This window comes from Micromonospora sp. B006, from assembly GCF_003408515.1.
Classification (GTDB): domain Bacteria; phylum Actinomycetota; class Actinomycetes; order Mycobacteriales; family Micromonosporaceae; genus Micromonospora; species Micromonospora echinospora_A.
The window spans coordinates 4,462,862-4,476,646 of record NZ_CP030865.1 but is presented as its reverse complement, the minus strand read 5'-3'; the positions used below and the strand labels follow the sequence as shown (position 1 = coordinate 4,476,646).

19 protein-coding genes are annotated in these 13,785 nt (G+C 73.4%); 11 read left to right on the top strand and 8 right to left on the bottom strand.

From position 1 onward, the window contains the following. Positions 1-3 precede the first annotated feature (3 nt). Both MicB006_RS20090 and MicB006_RS20085 read right to left on the bottom strand, forming a co-directional pair. On the bottom strand, positions 4-333 hold the full coding sequence (locus MicB006_RS20090; RefSeq protein WP_116508163.1) for a DUF3817 domain-containing protein: 330 nt from the start codon (positions 331-333) through the stop codon (positions 4-6). Between the two features lie 25 nt (positions 334-358). Further along, on the bottom strand, positions 359-790 hold the full coding sequence (locus tag MicB006_RS20085; protein WP_116508161.1) for a hypothetical protein: 432 nt from the start codon (positions 788-790) through the stop codon (positions 359-361). A 124-nt stretch (positions 791-914) separates the two neighbouring features. On the opposite strand from MicB006_RS20085, the gene MicB006_RS20080 reads away from it, so the two are divergent. From MicB006_RS20080 to MicB006_RS20070, 3 genes are read left to right on the top strand one after another with little or no spacing between them, the layout of a single operon-like run. Then, entirely contained in the window at positions 915-1,208 is a 294-nt protein-coding gene (locus MicB006_RS20080) for a DUF6158 family protein (protein WP_030502251.1), read from the top strand. Then, positions 1,208-1,525 carry an SRPBCC family protein gene (locus MicB006_RS20075; protein ID WP_030502250.1) on the top strand — a complete coding sequence of 106 codons (318 nt, stop codon included), beginning with the start codon at positions 1,208-1,210 and terminating at the stop codon, positions 1,523-1,525. Before MicB006_RS20080 ends, MicB006_RS20075 begins: the two co-directional genes overlap by 1 nt. Before the next feature lie 34 nt (positions 1,526-1,559). Then, positions 1,560-2,099 (top strand): DUF1360 domain-containing protein, encoded by a 540-nt coding sequence (locus MicB006_RS20070; RefSeq protein ID WP_073830611.1) that lies wholly within the window; start codon positions 1,560-1,562, stop codon positions 2,097-2,099. Between the two features lie 56 nt (positions 2,100-2,155). Here the strand turns inward: MicB006_RS20070 and MicB006_RS20065 are convergent, their stop codons facing one another. The 3 genes from MicB006_RS20065 to MicB006_RS20055 are packed head-to-tail and all read right to left on the bottom strand — an operon-like array spanning position 2,156 to position 3,762. Further along, the gene (locus tag MicB006_RS20065; protein ID WP_116508159.1) at positions 2,156-2,365 is read right to left on the bottom strand and encodes a hypothetical protein; all 210 of its coding nucleotides are present in this window, start codon (positions 2,363-2,365) and stop codon (positions 2,156-2,158) included. A gap of 25 nt (positions 2,366-2,390) precedes the next feature. Further along, positions 2,391-2,624: a hypothetical protein gene (locus MicB006_RS20060; RefSeq protein WP_018786980.1), complete on the bottom strand. Its 234-nt coding sequence runs from the start codon at positions 2,622-2,624 to the stop codon at positions 2,391-2,393. Positions 2,625-2,664: 40 nt separating this feature from the next. Further along, the gene (locus tag MicB006_RS20055) at positions 2,665-3,762 is read right to left on the bottom strand and encodes a 3-deoxy-7-phosphoheptulonate synthase (protein WP_116508157.1); all 1,098 of its coding nucleotides are present in this window, start codon (positions 3,760-3,762) and stop codon (positions 2,665-2,667) included. Positions 3,763-4,017: 255 nt separating this feature from the next. On the opposite strand from MicB006_RS20055, the gene MicB006_RS20050 reads away from it, so the two are divergent. Continuing rightward, a complete protein-coding gene (locus MicB006_RS20050; protein ID WP_013288141.1) occupies positions 4,018-4,239 on the top strand; it encodes a hypothetical protein in 222 nt (73 codons plus the stop codon). On the opposite strand, the gene MicB006_RS20045 is transcribed toward MicB006_RS20050, so the two are convergent. Next, positions 4,214-4,927 carry a phosphodiesterase gene (locus tag MicB006_RS20045; protein WP_116508156.1) on the bottom strand — a complete coding sequence of 238 codons (714 nt, stop codon included), beginning with the start codon at positions 4,925-4,927 and terminating at the stop codon, positions 4,214-4,216. The genes MicB006_RS20050 and MicB006_RS20045 overlap by 26 nt on opposite strands. Positions 4,928-5,013: 86 nt before the next feature. On the opposite strand from MicB006_RS20045, the gene MicB006_RS20040 reads away from it, so the two are divergent. The 6 genes from MicB006_RS20040 (at position 5,014) to MicB006_RS20015 (ending at position 11,859) form a co-directional block, all read left to right on the top strand. After that, on the top strand, positions 5,014-6,303 hold the full coding sequence (locus MicB006_RS20040; protein WP_116508154.1) for a pitrilysin family protein: 1,290 nt from the start codon (positions 5,014-5,016) through the stop codon (positions 6,301-6,303). Further along, the gene (locus MicB006_RS20035; RefSeq protein ID WP_116508152.1) at positions 6,303-7,646 is read left to right on the top strand and encodes a pitrilysin family protein; all 1,344 of its coding nucleotides are present in this window, start codon (positions 6,303-6,305) and stop codon (positions 7,644-7,646) included. Before MicB006_RS20040 ends, MicB006_RS20035 begins: the two co-directional genes overlap by 1 nt. 97 nt (positions 7,647-7,743) lie before the next feature. Continuing rightward, on the top strand, positions 7,744-8,766 hold the full coding sequence (locus MicB006_RS20030; protein WP_116508151.1) for an aspartate-semialdehyde dehydrogenase: 1,023 nt from the start codon (positions 7,744-7,746) through the stop codon (positions 8,764-8,766). Between the two features lie 85 nt (positions 8,767-8,851). Then, entirely contained in the window at positions 8,852-9,268 is a 417-nt protein-coding gene (locus MicB006_RS20025; RefSeq protein ID WP_116508149.1) for a CBS domain-containing protein, read from the top strand. A 159-nt stretch (positions 9,269-9,427) separates the two neighbouring features. Continuing rightward, complete coding sequence (locus MicB006_RS20020; RefSeq protein ID WP_116508147.1) at positions 9,428-9,799, top strand: SCP2 sterol-binding domain-containing protein; 372 nt, start codon at positions 9,428-9,430, stop codon at positions 9,797-9,799. Next, on the top strand, positions 9,799-11,859 hold the full coding sequence (locus MicB006_RS20015; RefSeq protein ID WP_116508145.1) for a glycogen debranching N-terminal domain-containing protein: 2,061 nt from the start codon (positions 9,799-9,801) through the stop codon (positions 11,857-11,859). Before MicB006_RS20020 ends, MicB006_RS20015 begins: the two co-directional genes overlap by 1 nt. 1 nt (position 11,860) lies before the next feature. On the opposite strand, the gene MicB006_RS20010 is transcribed toward MicB006_RS20015, so the two are convergent. Both MicB006_RS20010 and MicB006_RS20005 read right to left on the bottom strand, forming a co-directional pair. Continuing rightward, the gene (locus MicB006_RS20010) at positions 11,861-12,250 is read right to left on the bottom strand and encodes a VOC family protein (RefSeq protein ID WP_073830621.1); all 390 of its coding nucleotides are present in this window, start codon (positions 12,248-12,250) and stop codon (positions 11,861-11,863) included. Between the two features lie 9 nt (positions 12,251-12,259). Next, a complete protein-coding gene (locus MicB006_RS20005; RefSeq protein ID WP_116508143.1) occupies positions 12,260-12,919 on the bottom strand; it encodes an alpha/beta hydrolase in 660 nt (219 codons plus the stop codon). A gap of 99 nt (positions 12,920-13,018) precedes the next feature. Between MicB006_RS20005 and MicB006_RS20000 the strand changes: the two genes are divergently transcribed. Further along, positions 13,019-13,771, top strand: coding sequence for a 1-acyl-sn-glycerol-3-phosphate acyltransferase (locus MicB006_RS20000; RefSeq protein ID WP_116508141.1), 753 nt, complete (start codon positions 13,019-13,021; stop codon positions 13,769-13,771). The last annotated feature ends 14 nt before the right edge of the window (positions 13,772-13,785 follow it).

Genomic DNA, 13,785 nt, shown 5'->3' with positions numbered 1-13,785 from the left:
CGCTCAGCCCGCGACCGGCTCCGGGGTACGCGGCCGCTGCTCCGTCGCCACCCACTGGCTCACCCGCCGCTCGGCGTAGAACGAGACGAACGGCACGGTGCCGGCGAGCATCACCAGCAGCATCCGCTTCAGCGGCCACTCGGCCCGGCGGGACAGGTCGAACGTGAGCGCCAGATAGAGCATGTACAGCCAGCCGTGCGCCACCCCGACGACGCCCACCACGCTCGGGTTGTCGAAGCCGTACTTCAGCGGCATGCCGATCAGGACCAGCACCACGAGCGCCACGCCCACGATCCAGGCGATCACGCGGTACCGGGTAAGGGCTCCGCCCACCGTCGTCCGTCCTTCCGCACCGGCCTCAGCCGGGATAGTCGCCGGGCCGGGCGCCCGGATTGGCGTTCAACCAGGATAGATAGCGGTTGTACGCGGCCAGCTCGGCGTCGTCCGCCCCGTCCGCCGGGGCGGCCGGCACCCGCACGACGCGCACCGGACGGCGTACCGCCGGGACGGCGTCGTCCGGCTCGGGGCCGGCGGTGGCCGACGGCGCCGGGTCGCCCGCCTGCTGCGCGTCGTCCGCCGGCTCGGCCCGCAGCGCCTGCCGGACCTCACGCCACCAGACGAAGATCACGAAACCGGCGAAGACCGGCCACTCGATCGCGTAACCGAAGCTGATCGCGTTCCCCCCGGCGGCGCGGGTGACCTGCCACCAGCCCAGCCCGAGGCAACCCGCCACCAGCACGACCATGGCCACGTGGCGGAAGATCCACGCCGGTGTCCAGAGCCGATTCATGCCCACGAGAGTACCGGGACCGCCGGGCGTCTCCGACACGGCGTCGTAGTCCGGGCGGTGGTTTGGTGACACGCCCGCTGGGCATCCGAACAGGTGCCAACCCGAACGAGACGAGGGGGCGACGATGACCGAATCGGTACGCCGGGACGCGAGCCCGGAACAGCGGGTCGCGGAGTGGGACGGCGACCACGCCCGCACCGTCGACGGCGAGCAGCTCGGGGTGGACCCGGTGGAGCTGGGCGACGAGGACCTGGTCCGGGAGATGCAGAGCCTGCACCGCACCCGGCTGGACACGCTGCGCCACGCCACCGACTCGGCGCTCGCCAACCACCTGCGGCGCACCGCCGAACTGGAGACCGAGTACCTGGCCCGGCACCCCGGCCGGGAGGTCGACCCGAGCCGGTTGCGGGACGCCTGATGGCCAGCCACGCCGAGCGCGGCATGTCCGCGCCCCCGGAGGTGGTGTTCAACACCGCGACCGACCCGGACCGCTCCTCGGCCTGGCTGCCCGAGCGGCTGCGCAACTCCGGCACGTGCCGGGTCGAGGTTGTCGACGCCGACGACATGCGGGCCCGGTGGAGCGCCGCGGACTGGTCCGCCGAGATCGACGTGGAGCCGGCCGGCGCGGGCGGCGCCCGGGTGCGGCTCGACCTGGCCGGCCCGGACCACGACCTGGCCGACGAGATCCTGGCCAACCTCGACCGCGAGGTGGCCGACAACCTGACCGCCGGATGAGCCCGGCCCGCACGACGAGCACGAGGAGGCCGGGTTGACCGGGAGTGGCCTGAAGCAGAAGGTGGCGCGCCTGCGCCAGGCGTACGCGCCGCACGAGCACCGGCCGCTGGAGGGCTACCTGAAAGCGATGGGCACGTACGCGGGCGTGACCGCCGCGCTCGTCGGCCTGGTCCGGGCGACCGGCCGGCCGGTGCCCGAACGGCCCACGCCGGCGGACGTGGTGCTGCTCTCGATCGCCACGCACAAGCTCAGCCGGCTGCTGTCCAAGGACGCGATCACCAGCCCGCTGCGGGCGCCGTTCACCCGCTACGACCACCCGATCGGCAGCGGCGAGGTGATGGAGCAGGTCCGCGACGAGGGCAGCCCCACCCGGCACGCGCTCGGCGAGCTGGTCAGCTGCCCGTTCTGCCTGGCGGTCTGGGTGGCCACCGGGCTCACCGGCGGCCTGGTGCTGGCGCCCCGGCTGACCCGGCTGGTCGCCACCGCGCTGACCGCGGTGGCCGCCTCCGACTTCCTCCAGATGGGGTACGCGGTCGCCCAGCAGGCGGCCGAGGGCGACCGCCACGAGGCGTGAACCACGGACACGAAAGGGGGCCGGCGAGCCGGCCCCCTTTCCCGTGTCTCCCACCGTCAGGTGGGGGTGGTGCCGTGGTCCTCGCCGGCCCAGCCGCGCGACGCCTCCGGCTCCCGCTCGTCCTCGTCCTCCCCGGTGATGACCTCCCGGTCCACAGCGGTCCGGTCGTGCTCGTTGGCGAAGTCCGGCTCCGGGAGCGTGTCGACGCCCTCCGGAGGCTGGCCGAGCGCCGCCAGGTGCTCGGGGTCGGGGTTGCGGTCGGTCATGTCGCGTCCTCTCGTCGGCGGGGGCTCAGGCGACCGTGCCGCCCAACAGGTCGGCCGCCTCGTCCGCCGCGTACTCGCCCTGGGGGAGCGCGGCGATCCGGGTGAGCAGCTCCGCGGGGAGTTCGGCGGCCACCGCCCGGCGGTAGATGTCCGCCTGAGTGATCCGCTCCTGGCCGTGGTAGATGTCGTCGAGCAGGTCGTCGAGCGGCCGGGTGTCCGGCTGCTCGGTCACGGGCGCGTCATCGGTCACGCCGACCACCTACCCGGCGCCGAACCGGTCAAACTCGCCCCAACCCCGCTCAGGCCCGTGCCGCAAGCGTGGCCCGGCGGGCCTGGACGGCCTGCGCCAGGTGCTCCAGCACCTCGGCCGTGCTGTCCCAGCCGATGCAGGCGTCGGTGACCGACTGGCCGTACGCCAGTTCCCGGGTCGGGTCCAGGTCCTGCCGGCCGGGCGACAGGAAGCTCTCCAGCATGATGCCGACGATCCCGCGCTGACCGGCGGCGAGCTGGGCCGCCACGTCCGCCGCGACCAGCGGCTGGTTGCGGTGGTCCTTGCCGCTGTTGGCGTGGCTGGCGTCGACCACCACCCGCTCCGGCAGGCCCGCGGCCCGCAGCAGCTCCAGCGCCCCGGCCACCGACTCCGCGTCGTAGTTCGGCCGGCCGCCCCCGCCGCGGAGCACCAGGTGCCCGTCCGCGTTGCCCCGGGTGTGCATGATCGCCGGGGTGCCGGAGACGTCGATGCCGGGGAAGACGTGCGGCACACCGGCCGCCCGGATCGCGTCCACGGCGGTGGCGATGCTGCCGTCGGGGCGGTTCTTCATGCCGATCGGCATGGACAGCCCGGAGGCGAGCTGCCGGTGCACCTGGCTCTCCACCGTCCGCGCGCCGATCGCGCCCCAGGCCACCGTGTCGGCGATGTACTGCGGGGTGATCGGGTCGAGGAACTCGCAGCCCACCGGCAGACCCAGGCGCAGCACGTCGAGCAGGAGCGCCCGCGCGGTACGCAGACCGGTGTTCACGTCGCCGGAGCCGTCCAGCGCCGGGTCGTTGATCAGGCCCTTCCAGCCCACCGTCGAGCGCGGCTTCTCGAAGTAGACGCGCATCACCACGAGCAGGTCGTCGGCGACCCGCGCGGCGGCCTCGCGCAGCCGGCCCGCGTACTCCAGGGCGGCGGCCGGGTCGTGCACGGAGCAGGGGCCGACGACGACGAGCAACCGGTCGTCGGCGCGGTCCAGCACCCGGCCGACGGCACGCCGGCCCGCCACGACGGCCTCGGCCAGCGGGGTGTCCAGTGGCAGGTGGTGGTGCAGCAGGGCCGGGGTGGTCAGCGGCACCACACGGTCGATGCGCTGGTCGATGACCCGATGGGCGTCCTGGGACGTGGTCACGGTGGGGATTCCTTCCGCCGACCGTGCCCCCGTGCCGGGTCCGGGGGATCGAGCCGGCTGCTCGCATACGAAAGGGCAGGGAAAAGAATCCCTGCCCGGCCGGCTCGAAGAGGTAAGTGACGTCAGCTCATGGTCGAGTCACCGGCTCCTCCAGCCGGCTGCCTAAACCATCGATACGACCGCGTCACGTCGGCCAGCGTACCCGACGCGCGCCGGAAAGCCCGCTGTCGTTCCGAAGTGCGGAACGCGGGGTATGTGATCGGCATGACCACCAGCCATGACCCCAGTGACCAGGAACGGATCGAGTCCCGAGCGCATCTGCTGCCGGAGGAGGCGGCGGCGGGCAGCGACGACGCCGAGGCGCAGGCCGACGCGATCCTCACCGAGTCCGACATCCGCGAGGCGGACCAGAACGCCGCCCCCGACACGGTGCTGGAGCACCGCACCTCCGAGCAGACCGTCACCCCCGTCGAGCCGCCCGACTGAGCGTCGCGCCCCGGGCCCGGCGGGAACCCCGGTAACTGTCGTCCCGCAACCGGGCCAGCGGGCCGGCCGGGCGCAACCCCGGCGGCACGTTGCCGATCGGATCGAAGGCGAGCGCGGCGTCCTCGGCGGCGCCGCGCTCGTCGTCGAGGCGTACCTCGCCGAACGGCCGCCACCGGCCCACCGCCGAGGCCGCCGCCAGCACCAGCCGGGGCTCGTCGGCCGCGACCGCCGCGCCGGCCTCGGCCAGGCCGCGACCCAGGTCGGGTGACTCCGGGTCGGCCAGCACGGCCAGGAACAGCCGCCGCCCGCCGGCCCGGAACGGCATGATCGACGTGTACGTCCCGGTGAAGCGCCGCCGGGGCAGCGGCAGGTTCCGCAGCACCGGCGCGGCGCCGCTGGAACTGAACAGCAGGTCCACCGGCGGCTCCGGGTCGCGGTGCAGCCGCACCGCCACGCCCAGCACGTCCGGCCAGCGGCCCGGCGTCGGCACACCCTTGGAGAGACGGACCGTGGCCGGCCACCGGCCCGGTGAGTCGAGCAGCGGAACCCCGGCCGGCGGTCCCGGCGTACCCCAGATCCGGGCCTCGCCGCCGAACGTGCGCCCGGCCGGGTGCAGCAGCCGGGCGTGCCGGAGCCGGGCCAGCGCGGCGGCGGCGCGCTCGACGGCGGACGGTGTGGTGGCGGCCATGCCCGCACGGGTACCCCGGCGCGCACCGACGATGCTCCGGCGCGCGTGTCACCTTTCCGCCTCCGAGATCGGATAGCGTCGGTGCCATGCCCGACAGCGGTTTCCCCTGGCCGATCGAGACGACCCGACTGGACAACGGCCTGCGCGTGGTGGTGAGCGAGGACCGCACCGCCCCGGCCGTGGCGGTCAACCTCTGGTACGACGTGGGCTCCCGCCACGAGCCGGCGGGACAGACCGGCTTCGCCCACCTCTTCGAGCACCTCATGTTCGAGGGCTCGGTGAACGTGGCGAAGACCGAGCACATGAAGCTCATCCAGGGCGCGGGCGGCTCGCTCAACGCGACCACCAACCCGGACCGGACCAACTACTTCGAGACGGTCCCGGCCGAGCACCTGGAGTTGGCGCTCTGGCTGGAGGCCGACCGGATGGGCGGGCTGGTGCCGGCGCTGACCCAGGAGACGCTCGACAACCAGCGTGACGTGGTGAAGAACGAGCGGCGGCAGCGCTACGAGAACGTGCCGTACGGCGACGCCTGGCTGCGGCTGCTGCCGCTGCTCTACCCGCCGGGGCATCCGTACCACCACGCGACGATCGGGTCGATGGCCGACCTGAACGCCGCCGACCTGGCCACCTTCCAGGAGTTCCACAGCACGTACTACGCGCCGAACAACGCCGTCCTCACGGTGGTCGGCGACACCACCGCCGCCGAGGTGTTCGCGCTCGCCGACAAGTACTCCGGCGGCCTCGACGCGCGCGCCGACATCCCGGCCGCGCCGGACGGCCGTACCGTGCCGGCCACCGGCCGCCCGGCGGTGGAGACGGTCACCGCCGACGTGCCCGCCCCCCGCGTCTACGTCGCGCACCGCACCCACCCGTTCGGCACCCAGGGGTACGACGTGACGACGGTGCTGGGCACCGTCCTCGGCAGCGGCCGGGGCAGCCGCCTCTACCAGCGCCTGGCCGACGGCGAGCGGCTCGCCCAGCCGGACCTGGTCGGCGCGTACGGGGTGGACCTGGCGCACGCGCCCGCCCCGCTGATCGCCACCGCCACGGCCCGCCCCGGGGTGAGCGCCGAGCGGCTGCGCGACGGGCTGGCCGAGGTGGTCGACGAGCTGGCCACGGTGCCGGTGACCGCCGCCGAACTGGACCGGGCCAAGGCGCTGCTGAGCACCATGTGGTGGCGGCAGATGTCCACGGTGGACGGGCGGGCGGACACGCTCGGCCGCTACGCCACCCAGTTCGGCGACCCGGCCCGCGCGGCCGACCGGCTGCCGGCCTGGCTCGCGGTGACCGCGGAGCAGATCGCCGAGCAGGCCGCCGAGCTGCTCGGCGCCGCCGACCGGGTGATCCTGACCTACCTGCCCGAGGAGAAGTGATGTCGCTGATCGCCGCCCGTCCCGGCCCCGGCGCCGCGCGCGCGTACCGGTTCCCGCAGGTGGTCCGGCGGACGGCGGCCGCCGGCCAGGTGGTCGCCGCGCACCTGCCCGGGCAGAACCTCGCCGTCGCGTTGCTGCTGCTCGACGGCGGCGCAGGCCGGGAGCCGGTCGGCAAGGAGGGGCTCGGCGCGGTGCTGGCCAAGGCGCTGGAGGAGGGCACCGCGCAGCGGGACGCCACCGCGTACGCGCTGGCCATCGAGGCGCTCGGCACCGAGCTGTCGACCGGGCTCGACTGGGACTCGTTCCAGGTGAGCGTGCAGGTGCCGGTGGACCGGCTGACCGCCGCCGTGGAACTGCTGGCCGAGGCGGTCCGGACGCCCCGGCTCGCCCCGGCCGACGTGCTGCGCGTCCGCGACGACGAGGCCACGGCGCTGCGGATGGACTGGGCCAACCCCGGCCCGCGTGCCGACGCGGTGCTGCGGGCCGAGCTGTTCGGCGCGCAGCACCGGTGGGGTCGCCCGCTCTACGGCGACCCGGGCAGCGTGGCCGCGCTGGAGGTGGACGACGTCACGGTCTTCCACTCCGAGTGGTTCATCCGCCCCGGCACGCTCGTCGTCGCCGGTGACCTGGAACGGATCGACCTGGACGCGCTCGCCGCCATCGCGTTCGCCGGCGCCGGCGGGGGCCCGGTGGAACGCGGCGGACCGATCGACGTGCGGCTGGCCGGGCAGCGCCGGATCATCCTGGTCGACCGGCCCGGCTCGGTGCAGTCCACGCTGCGGCTCGGTCACCCGTCCCCGCACCGCGCCCACCCCGACCACGTGCCGATGACGCTCGCCGGCACCGTGCTCGGCGGCGCGTTCACGTCCCGGCTCAACCACCTGATCCGCGAGGTACGCGGCTACACGTACGGGATCCGGGGCGACTTCGCCTCGTCCCGGCGCTTCGGGCGGTTCGCGGTCAGCTCCGGCGTGCAGACCGCGGTGACCGCGCCGGCGCTCGTCGAGTCGGTGGGCGAGATCTCGCGTACCCAGCTGACCGGGGTGACCGAGGAGGAGCTGGAGGTGGCGCGTTCCTGGCGGGCCGGGCAGCTCTCGGTCGAGTTGCAGAGCCCGCGGGCGATCGCCGCGGCCCTGACCACGCTCGTCGTGCACGACCTGCCGGACGACTACCACGCGCGGCTGCGGGAGCAACTGCTCGCGGCGACCGTCGAGGACGTCTCCGCCGCGGCCGCCACCTACCTGCACCCGGAGTCGCTGACCATGGTGATCGAGGGGGACGCGGCGGTCATCCGCGACGAGCTGGTCGCCAGCGGTCTCGGCGAGGTGGCCGACCACACCTGACCGGACGGGGCGGCGGGCCTGTGATTCCCGTCGCCCCGCATCCGCGCGGTGGGAAACGTTTCCCATCGTCGCCGCCCGGCTGGGTAGCCTCGCGGGCATGAGGATCGGCATTGTGGGAGCCACCGGCCAGGTCGGTGGCGTCATGCGGCAGGTGCTGGCGGAGCGCGAGTTCCCGGCGGAGCAGGTGCGCCTGTTCGCCTCGGCCCGGTCGGCCGGGCGCACGCTGCCCTGGCGCGACGGCGAGGTCACAGTCGAGGACGCGGCCACCGCGGACTACCGCGGCCTGGACATCGTGCTCTTCTCGGCGGGCAAGGGCACCGCGAAGGAGCTGGCTCCCCGGGTCGCCGAGACCGGCGCCGTGGTGATCGACAACTCGTCGGCGTTCCGGATGGACCCGCAGGTGCCGCTGGTGGTCGCCGAGGTCAACCCGCACGCGATCGCCGACCGCCCGAAGGGCATCGTGGCGAACCCCAACTGCACCACGATGGCCGCGATGCCGGTGCTGCGCCCGCTGCACGCCGAGGCGGAGCTGGTCAGCCTGGTGGTCGCCACCTACCAGGCAGTGTCCGGCGCGGGTCTGGCCGGCGTGGCGGAGCTGGACGAGCAGGTCCGCAAGGTGGCCGAGGACGCCACCGGGCTCGCGTTCGACGGCTCGTCCGTCGAGTTCCCGGCGCCGCGCTCGTTCGCCCGCCCGATCGCCTTCAACGTGCTCCCGCTGGCCGGCTCGATCGTCGACGACGGCTCCGACGAGACCGACGAGGAACAGAAGCTGCGCAACGAGAGCCGCAAGATCCTGGAGATCCCCGGCCTGAAGGTCTCCGGCACCTGCGTGCGGGTCCCGGTCTTCACCGGCCACTCGTTGCAGATCAACGCCCGGTTCGCCCGCCCGATCACCCCGGCCCGGGCCCGCGAGCTGCTCGACGGCGCGCCCGGCGTGGCGCTGCGTGACGTGCCCACCCCGCTGGAGGCGGCCGGCCAGGACCCGACGTACGTCGGGCGGATCCGCGTCGACGAGACCGTCGAGCACGGGCTCGCGCTGTTCTGCGCGAACGACAACCTGCGCAAGGGCGCGGCGCTGAACGCCGTGCAGCTCGCCGAGCTGGTCGCCGCCGAGCGCTGAGGCCGGCCGTCGTCGTGGCCGCCCCCGCGTTACCCCGCCTCGGGCGGCGGGTAGACCGCCGTGCCGACACCGAGAGGGGAGCACCATGACAACGGTCGGAGAGTTCATGACGACCCGGTTGGTGACGATGGACGGCAACGACACGCTCATCGCCGCGGCGCAGGAGATGCGCGACAGCGCCATCGGTGACGTGGTGGTGACCGACGACGGCAACGTGGTCGGAATCGTCACGGACCGGGACATCACGGTGCGGGGTGTGGCCGAGGACATGGACCCCACCGCCACCCGGCTCAACCAGATCACCAGCAAGGACGTGGTGACGGTGAGCCAGTACGACGACGCGGTGGCCGCCGCCGACCTGATGCGCACGTACGCGGTCCGCCGGCTCCCGGTGGTCGACGACGGCCGGCTGGTCGGCCTGATCTCCATGGGTGACCTGGCGGTCGAGCGGGAACCCCAGTCGGTTCTCGCGGACATCAGCGCCGACGACCCCAACAACTGACCTGTCAGACGCGGTGACGCCGGCTCCCGGTTCGGGAGCCGGCGTCTCGCGTCACGCCCGCGGCGCGCGCTCACCCGGATCGGGCGAGGTTGACCGGGGAACGGGTGGGCACACCGCATCTCGGACGGAAGACCGCAGATCGCGGGAGGAGTCGCCCGGATGGTGGACATGGCCACAAGATTCTTCGAGGACCTGGACCGGCGGGGGTTCGAGCCGCTGTTGGTCAAGACATCCGGAACGCTTCGCTTCGACCTGCACGAGGGCCCGCACACCACGCACTGGCTGCTGGAGATCGACCGGGGCAACCTGCGGGTCCGGCAGGAGGACGGCGAGGCGGACACCGTGGTCGGCACCGAGCCCCGCCTCTTCGCCAAGCTGGTCGGCGGCGAGGAGAACGCCATCGCGGCGCTGCTGCGCGGCGACATGACAGTCGTCGGTGACCTGCGGCTGGTGTTGCAGGTCGAGCGGGTCTTCCCCGGTCCGCCGGATTCCCGGGGGCCACGTCACACGTTCAGTGGGAGGGACGCCTGATGCCCGGGGCAAACACCGTCCGCATCCTGGACGGAAACACCTTCGTGGTCAGCGAGGACACCGGCGACATCGAGGCCACGCCGAACGAGCCGACGGGTCTCTTCTCGCTCGACACGCGTTACCTGTCGAAGTGGGTGCTCACCGTCAACGGCGAGCGGCTCAACACGCTGTCCTACGACGACCTGCAGTACTACGAGGCCCGGTTCTTCCTGGTGCCCGGCGTGGCCACGCACTACATCGACGCGAAGCTGTCGGTGATCCGGGAGCGGGCGGTCGGCGGCAGCTTCCGGGAGACGCTGACCATCCTCAACCACGACGAGAAGGCAGTGGACCTGGAGATCCGGATGGACGCCGGGTCCGACTTCGCCGACCTCTTCCAGATCAAGGACGAGATCCTGAACAAGAAGGGCGAGCTGTACGCCGAGGCCGAGTCGGACCGGCTGCGCCTGGGCTACCGGCGGGGCAACTTCCGGCGCGAGACCGTCGTCTCCGCCAACCAGCCGGCCCGCTACGACAAACGCGGCTTCTCCTGGAGCCTGCGGTTGGAACCCAACGAGCAGTGGGACGCCGTCATCGACGTGCAGACGTTCGCCATCGGTCCCGGCGGCCGGGACCTGCGGATCGGGCTGCGCGCGCACGGCGTCGAGCGGCTCGCGCTCCAGCAGGACCTGGAGGAGTGGATCAGCCGGGCGCCGAAGCTGAACAGCGAGCACGAGGAGCTCGCCTCGACCTACCGGCGGAGCCTGGTCGACCTCGCGGCGCTGCGCTTCTCGCCGCTGTCGCTCGGCGGGCAGACGCTGCCGGCCGCCGGCCTGCCGTGGTTCATGACCATGTTCGGCCGGGACAGCATCCTCACCTGTCTTCAGGTGCTGCCGTTCGCGCCGGAGCTGTCGAAGACCACGCTGCGGATCCTCGCCGCGCTCCAGGGCACCCGGTTCGACGACTTCCGGGACGAGGACCCCGGGCGCATCCTGCACGAGATGCGCTACGGCGAGACCGCCGCGTTCGAGGAGCAGCCGCACTCGCCGTACTACGGCTCGGTGGACGCGACCCCGCTGTTCGTGGTGCTGCTCGACGAGTACGAGCGGTGGAGCGGCGACGGCGCGCTGGTCAAGGAGCTGGAAGTGGAGTGCCGGGCCGCGCTGAAGTGGATCGACAAGTACGCCGACCTGATCGGCAACGGCTACATCTGGTACGAGCGGCGCAACACCGACACCGGCCTGGAGAACCAGTGCTGGAAGGACTCGTGGGACTCCATCTCGTACGCCGACGGCACGCTGCCGCCGTTTCCCCGGGCCACCTGTGAGGTGCAGGGGTACGCGTACGACGCGAAGATGCGCGCGGCCCGCCTGGCCCGGGAGTTCTGGGGCGACCACACGTACGCCGATCAGCTCGAACGCGAGGCCGCGGAGCTGAAGCGGCGCTTCAACCAGGACTGGTGGGTCGCCGACCGCGGCTTCTACGCGCTGGCGCTGGACCCGGACGGGCGCCAGTGCGACGTGCTCAGCTCCAACATCGGTCACCTGCTGTGGAGCGGGATCGTGGACGAGGAACGGGCGTCGAGCGTCGCCGAGCACCTGGTGGGACCCCGGCTCTGGTCCGGCTGGGGGGTGCGGACGCTGGCCGAGGGCGAGGTCCGCTACAACCCGATCGGCTACCACAACGGCACGATCTGGCCGTTCGACAACTCGTTCGTCGCGTGGGGCCTGCGCCGGTACGGCTTCACCGAGGAGGCGGCCACCGTGGCCAACGGCATCCTCGACGCGGCCACCTACTTCGACGGCCGCCTGCCGGAGGCGTTCGGCGGCTACCAGCGGGAGCTGACGAAGTTCCCGGTGGAGTACCCGACCGCGTGCAGTCCGCAGGCGTGGTCCACCGGCGCCCCGTTGCTGCTGATCCGCACCATGCTGGGCCTGGAGCCGCACGAGGGGCACCTGGCTGTGGATCCGGGCCTGCCGGTGGGCATGGGACGCATCGAGTTGCTGGACATCCCGGGCCGCTGGGGCCGGCTGGACGCGTTCGCGCGGGGCCGGCTCAACATCGACGAGCCGGCCGACTGAGTCAGTGCCCGGGCGGCGGCGCGCTGTGCGCCTCGTTCGGCGGCAGCAGGCAGAACTCGTTGCCCTCCGGGTCGGCCAGCACGGTCCAGCGCGGCAGCTCGCGCACCACTGTCGCGCCCGCCTCCAGCACAGCGGCCCGCTCCTCGGCGTCGCCGACCAGGTCGAGGTGGATCCGGCCGGGCTCCGGCAGCTCGGCGGCGGGGCTGATCCACAGGTCCGGCCGGCGGCCGTGCGGGTCGCGCAGCAGCACCGCCTCGGCCGGGGCGAGCGTGCCCTCGGCGAGCTTGACCCGGTCCTCCTCGACCACCGGCAACCCGGTGACCGCGCTCCAGAACGGCGCGAGCAGGTAGGGGTCGCGGCAGTGGATGACGATCGCGGCGAGGTCGGGCATGCCTCGAACCTAGTCGTCCGCGACGGCGGGCAGGACGCTGTCCAGGAACGCGGCGGCCACCGCGCGCAGGTCGGGCCGGTCCAGGTCGAGCGCGTGACCGCCGTCGGTGAGCCACAGGTGTACCGGGTGGCCGGCGGCGAGCAGCCGGGCGGTCAGCTCGACCGACTGGGCGGCCGGCACCGCCTCGTCGTCGCGGCCCTGGACCAGCAGCACGGGCACGCCGGAGCCCAGGTGGGTGGCCACTGTCGCGTCGGCGGTGGCCGGGTCGCCCGCGGCCGGCGGATGGCCCAGCAGGTCGGTCCACGGGTCGTCGCCGGGGGCACGCCGGCGCCGCTGCTCCGGGTCGAGCGGGTCGACCGGCGCCCAGTACGCGAGCACGCCCGCCACATCGCCGGGCCGGTCCACCCCGCGCAGGGCGAGCTGGAGGGCCAGCATCCCGCCCGCCGAGTCGCCGCCCACCAGCAGCGGCGGGCCGTCCGCTCCGGTCCGCGCGGCTCGCGCGGCTTCGCGTACGTCGTCGAGCTGGGCCGGCCAGCGTGCCTGGTGGGAGAACCGGTAGGTGGCCTCGACCACGCGCAGCCCGAGGGACGCGAGCGCCGCGCCGTCCTCCTCGGCGCGGGCCCGCCAGCCTCCGCCGTGGATCCAGAGCAGGACAGCGCGTTCGGTCATGGTGCCATCGTCTCCGCACCCGGCCCGTTGCGCGAGCCCGGTCTGCCGAGGGCAGATCGGCCCTACGGTCGCGTAACCTACTCGGGGTAAAGTTTCGCCATGCCGGAACTCGTGTACCCACCCGTGATCACCGCCGCGAAGACGATGTTCCGCCTGCTCGACCTGCGCCTGGACGTGTCCGGCAGCGACCACGTGCCGCGCAGCGGAGGGGCGGTGCTCGCGTCCAACCACGTGAGCTACCTCGACTTCATCTTCTGCGGCTACGGCGCGCACCCGGCCAAGCGGCTGGTCCGGTTCATGGCCAAGGACAGCGTCTTCCGGCACAGCGTGTCCGGTCCGCTGATGCGCGGCATGAAGCACATCCCGGTCAACCGCTCCGCCGGCGCCGGCTCGTACGCCAGTGCTGTCGGCGCGCTGCGCCGCGGCGAGGTGGTCGGCGTCTTCCCGGAGGCGACGATCAGCCGCTCCTTCACCGTCAAGGACCTCAAGAACGGCGCGGCCCGGATGTCGCAGGAGGCCGGCGTGCCGCTGCTGCCGGTGGCGCTCTGGGGCACGCAGCGACTGTGGACCAAGGGACGCCCGCGCACGCTCACCCGCCGGCACACGCCGATCACCATCATCGTCGGCGAGCCGATGGACCCGGCCGCCTACCCGGACGCCACGGTCATGACCGCCGACCTGCGTACCCGCCTGTCGGCGCTCGTCGACCGGGCCCAGCGGGAGTACCCGGACCAGCCGTCCGGCCCGGACGACACCTGGTGGCAGCCGGCCCACCTGGGCGGCAGCGCGCCCACCCCGGAGGAGGCCGTCGAGCTGGACCGCTCCGAGCGCCGCACCCGCAGCGCCTCCTGACCCCGCGGCCCGGC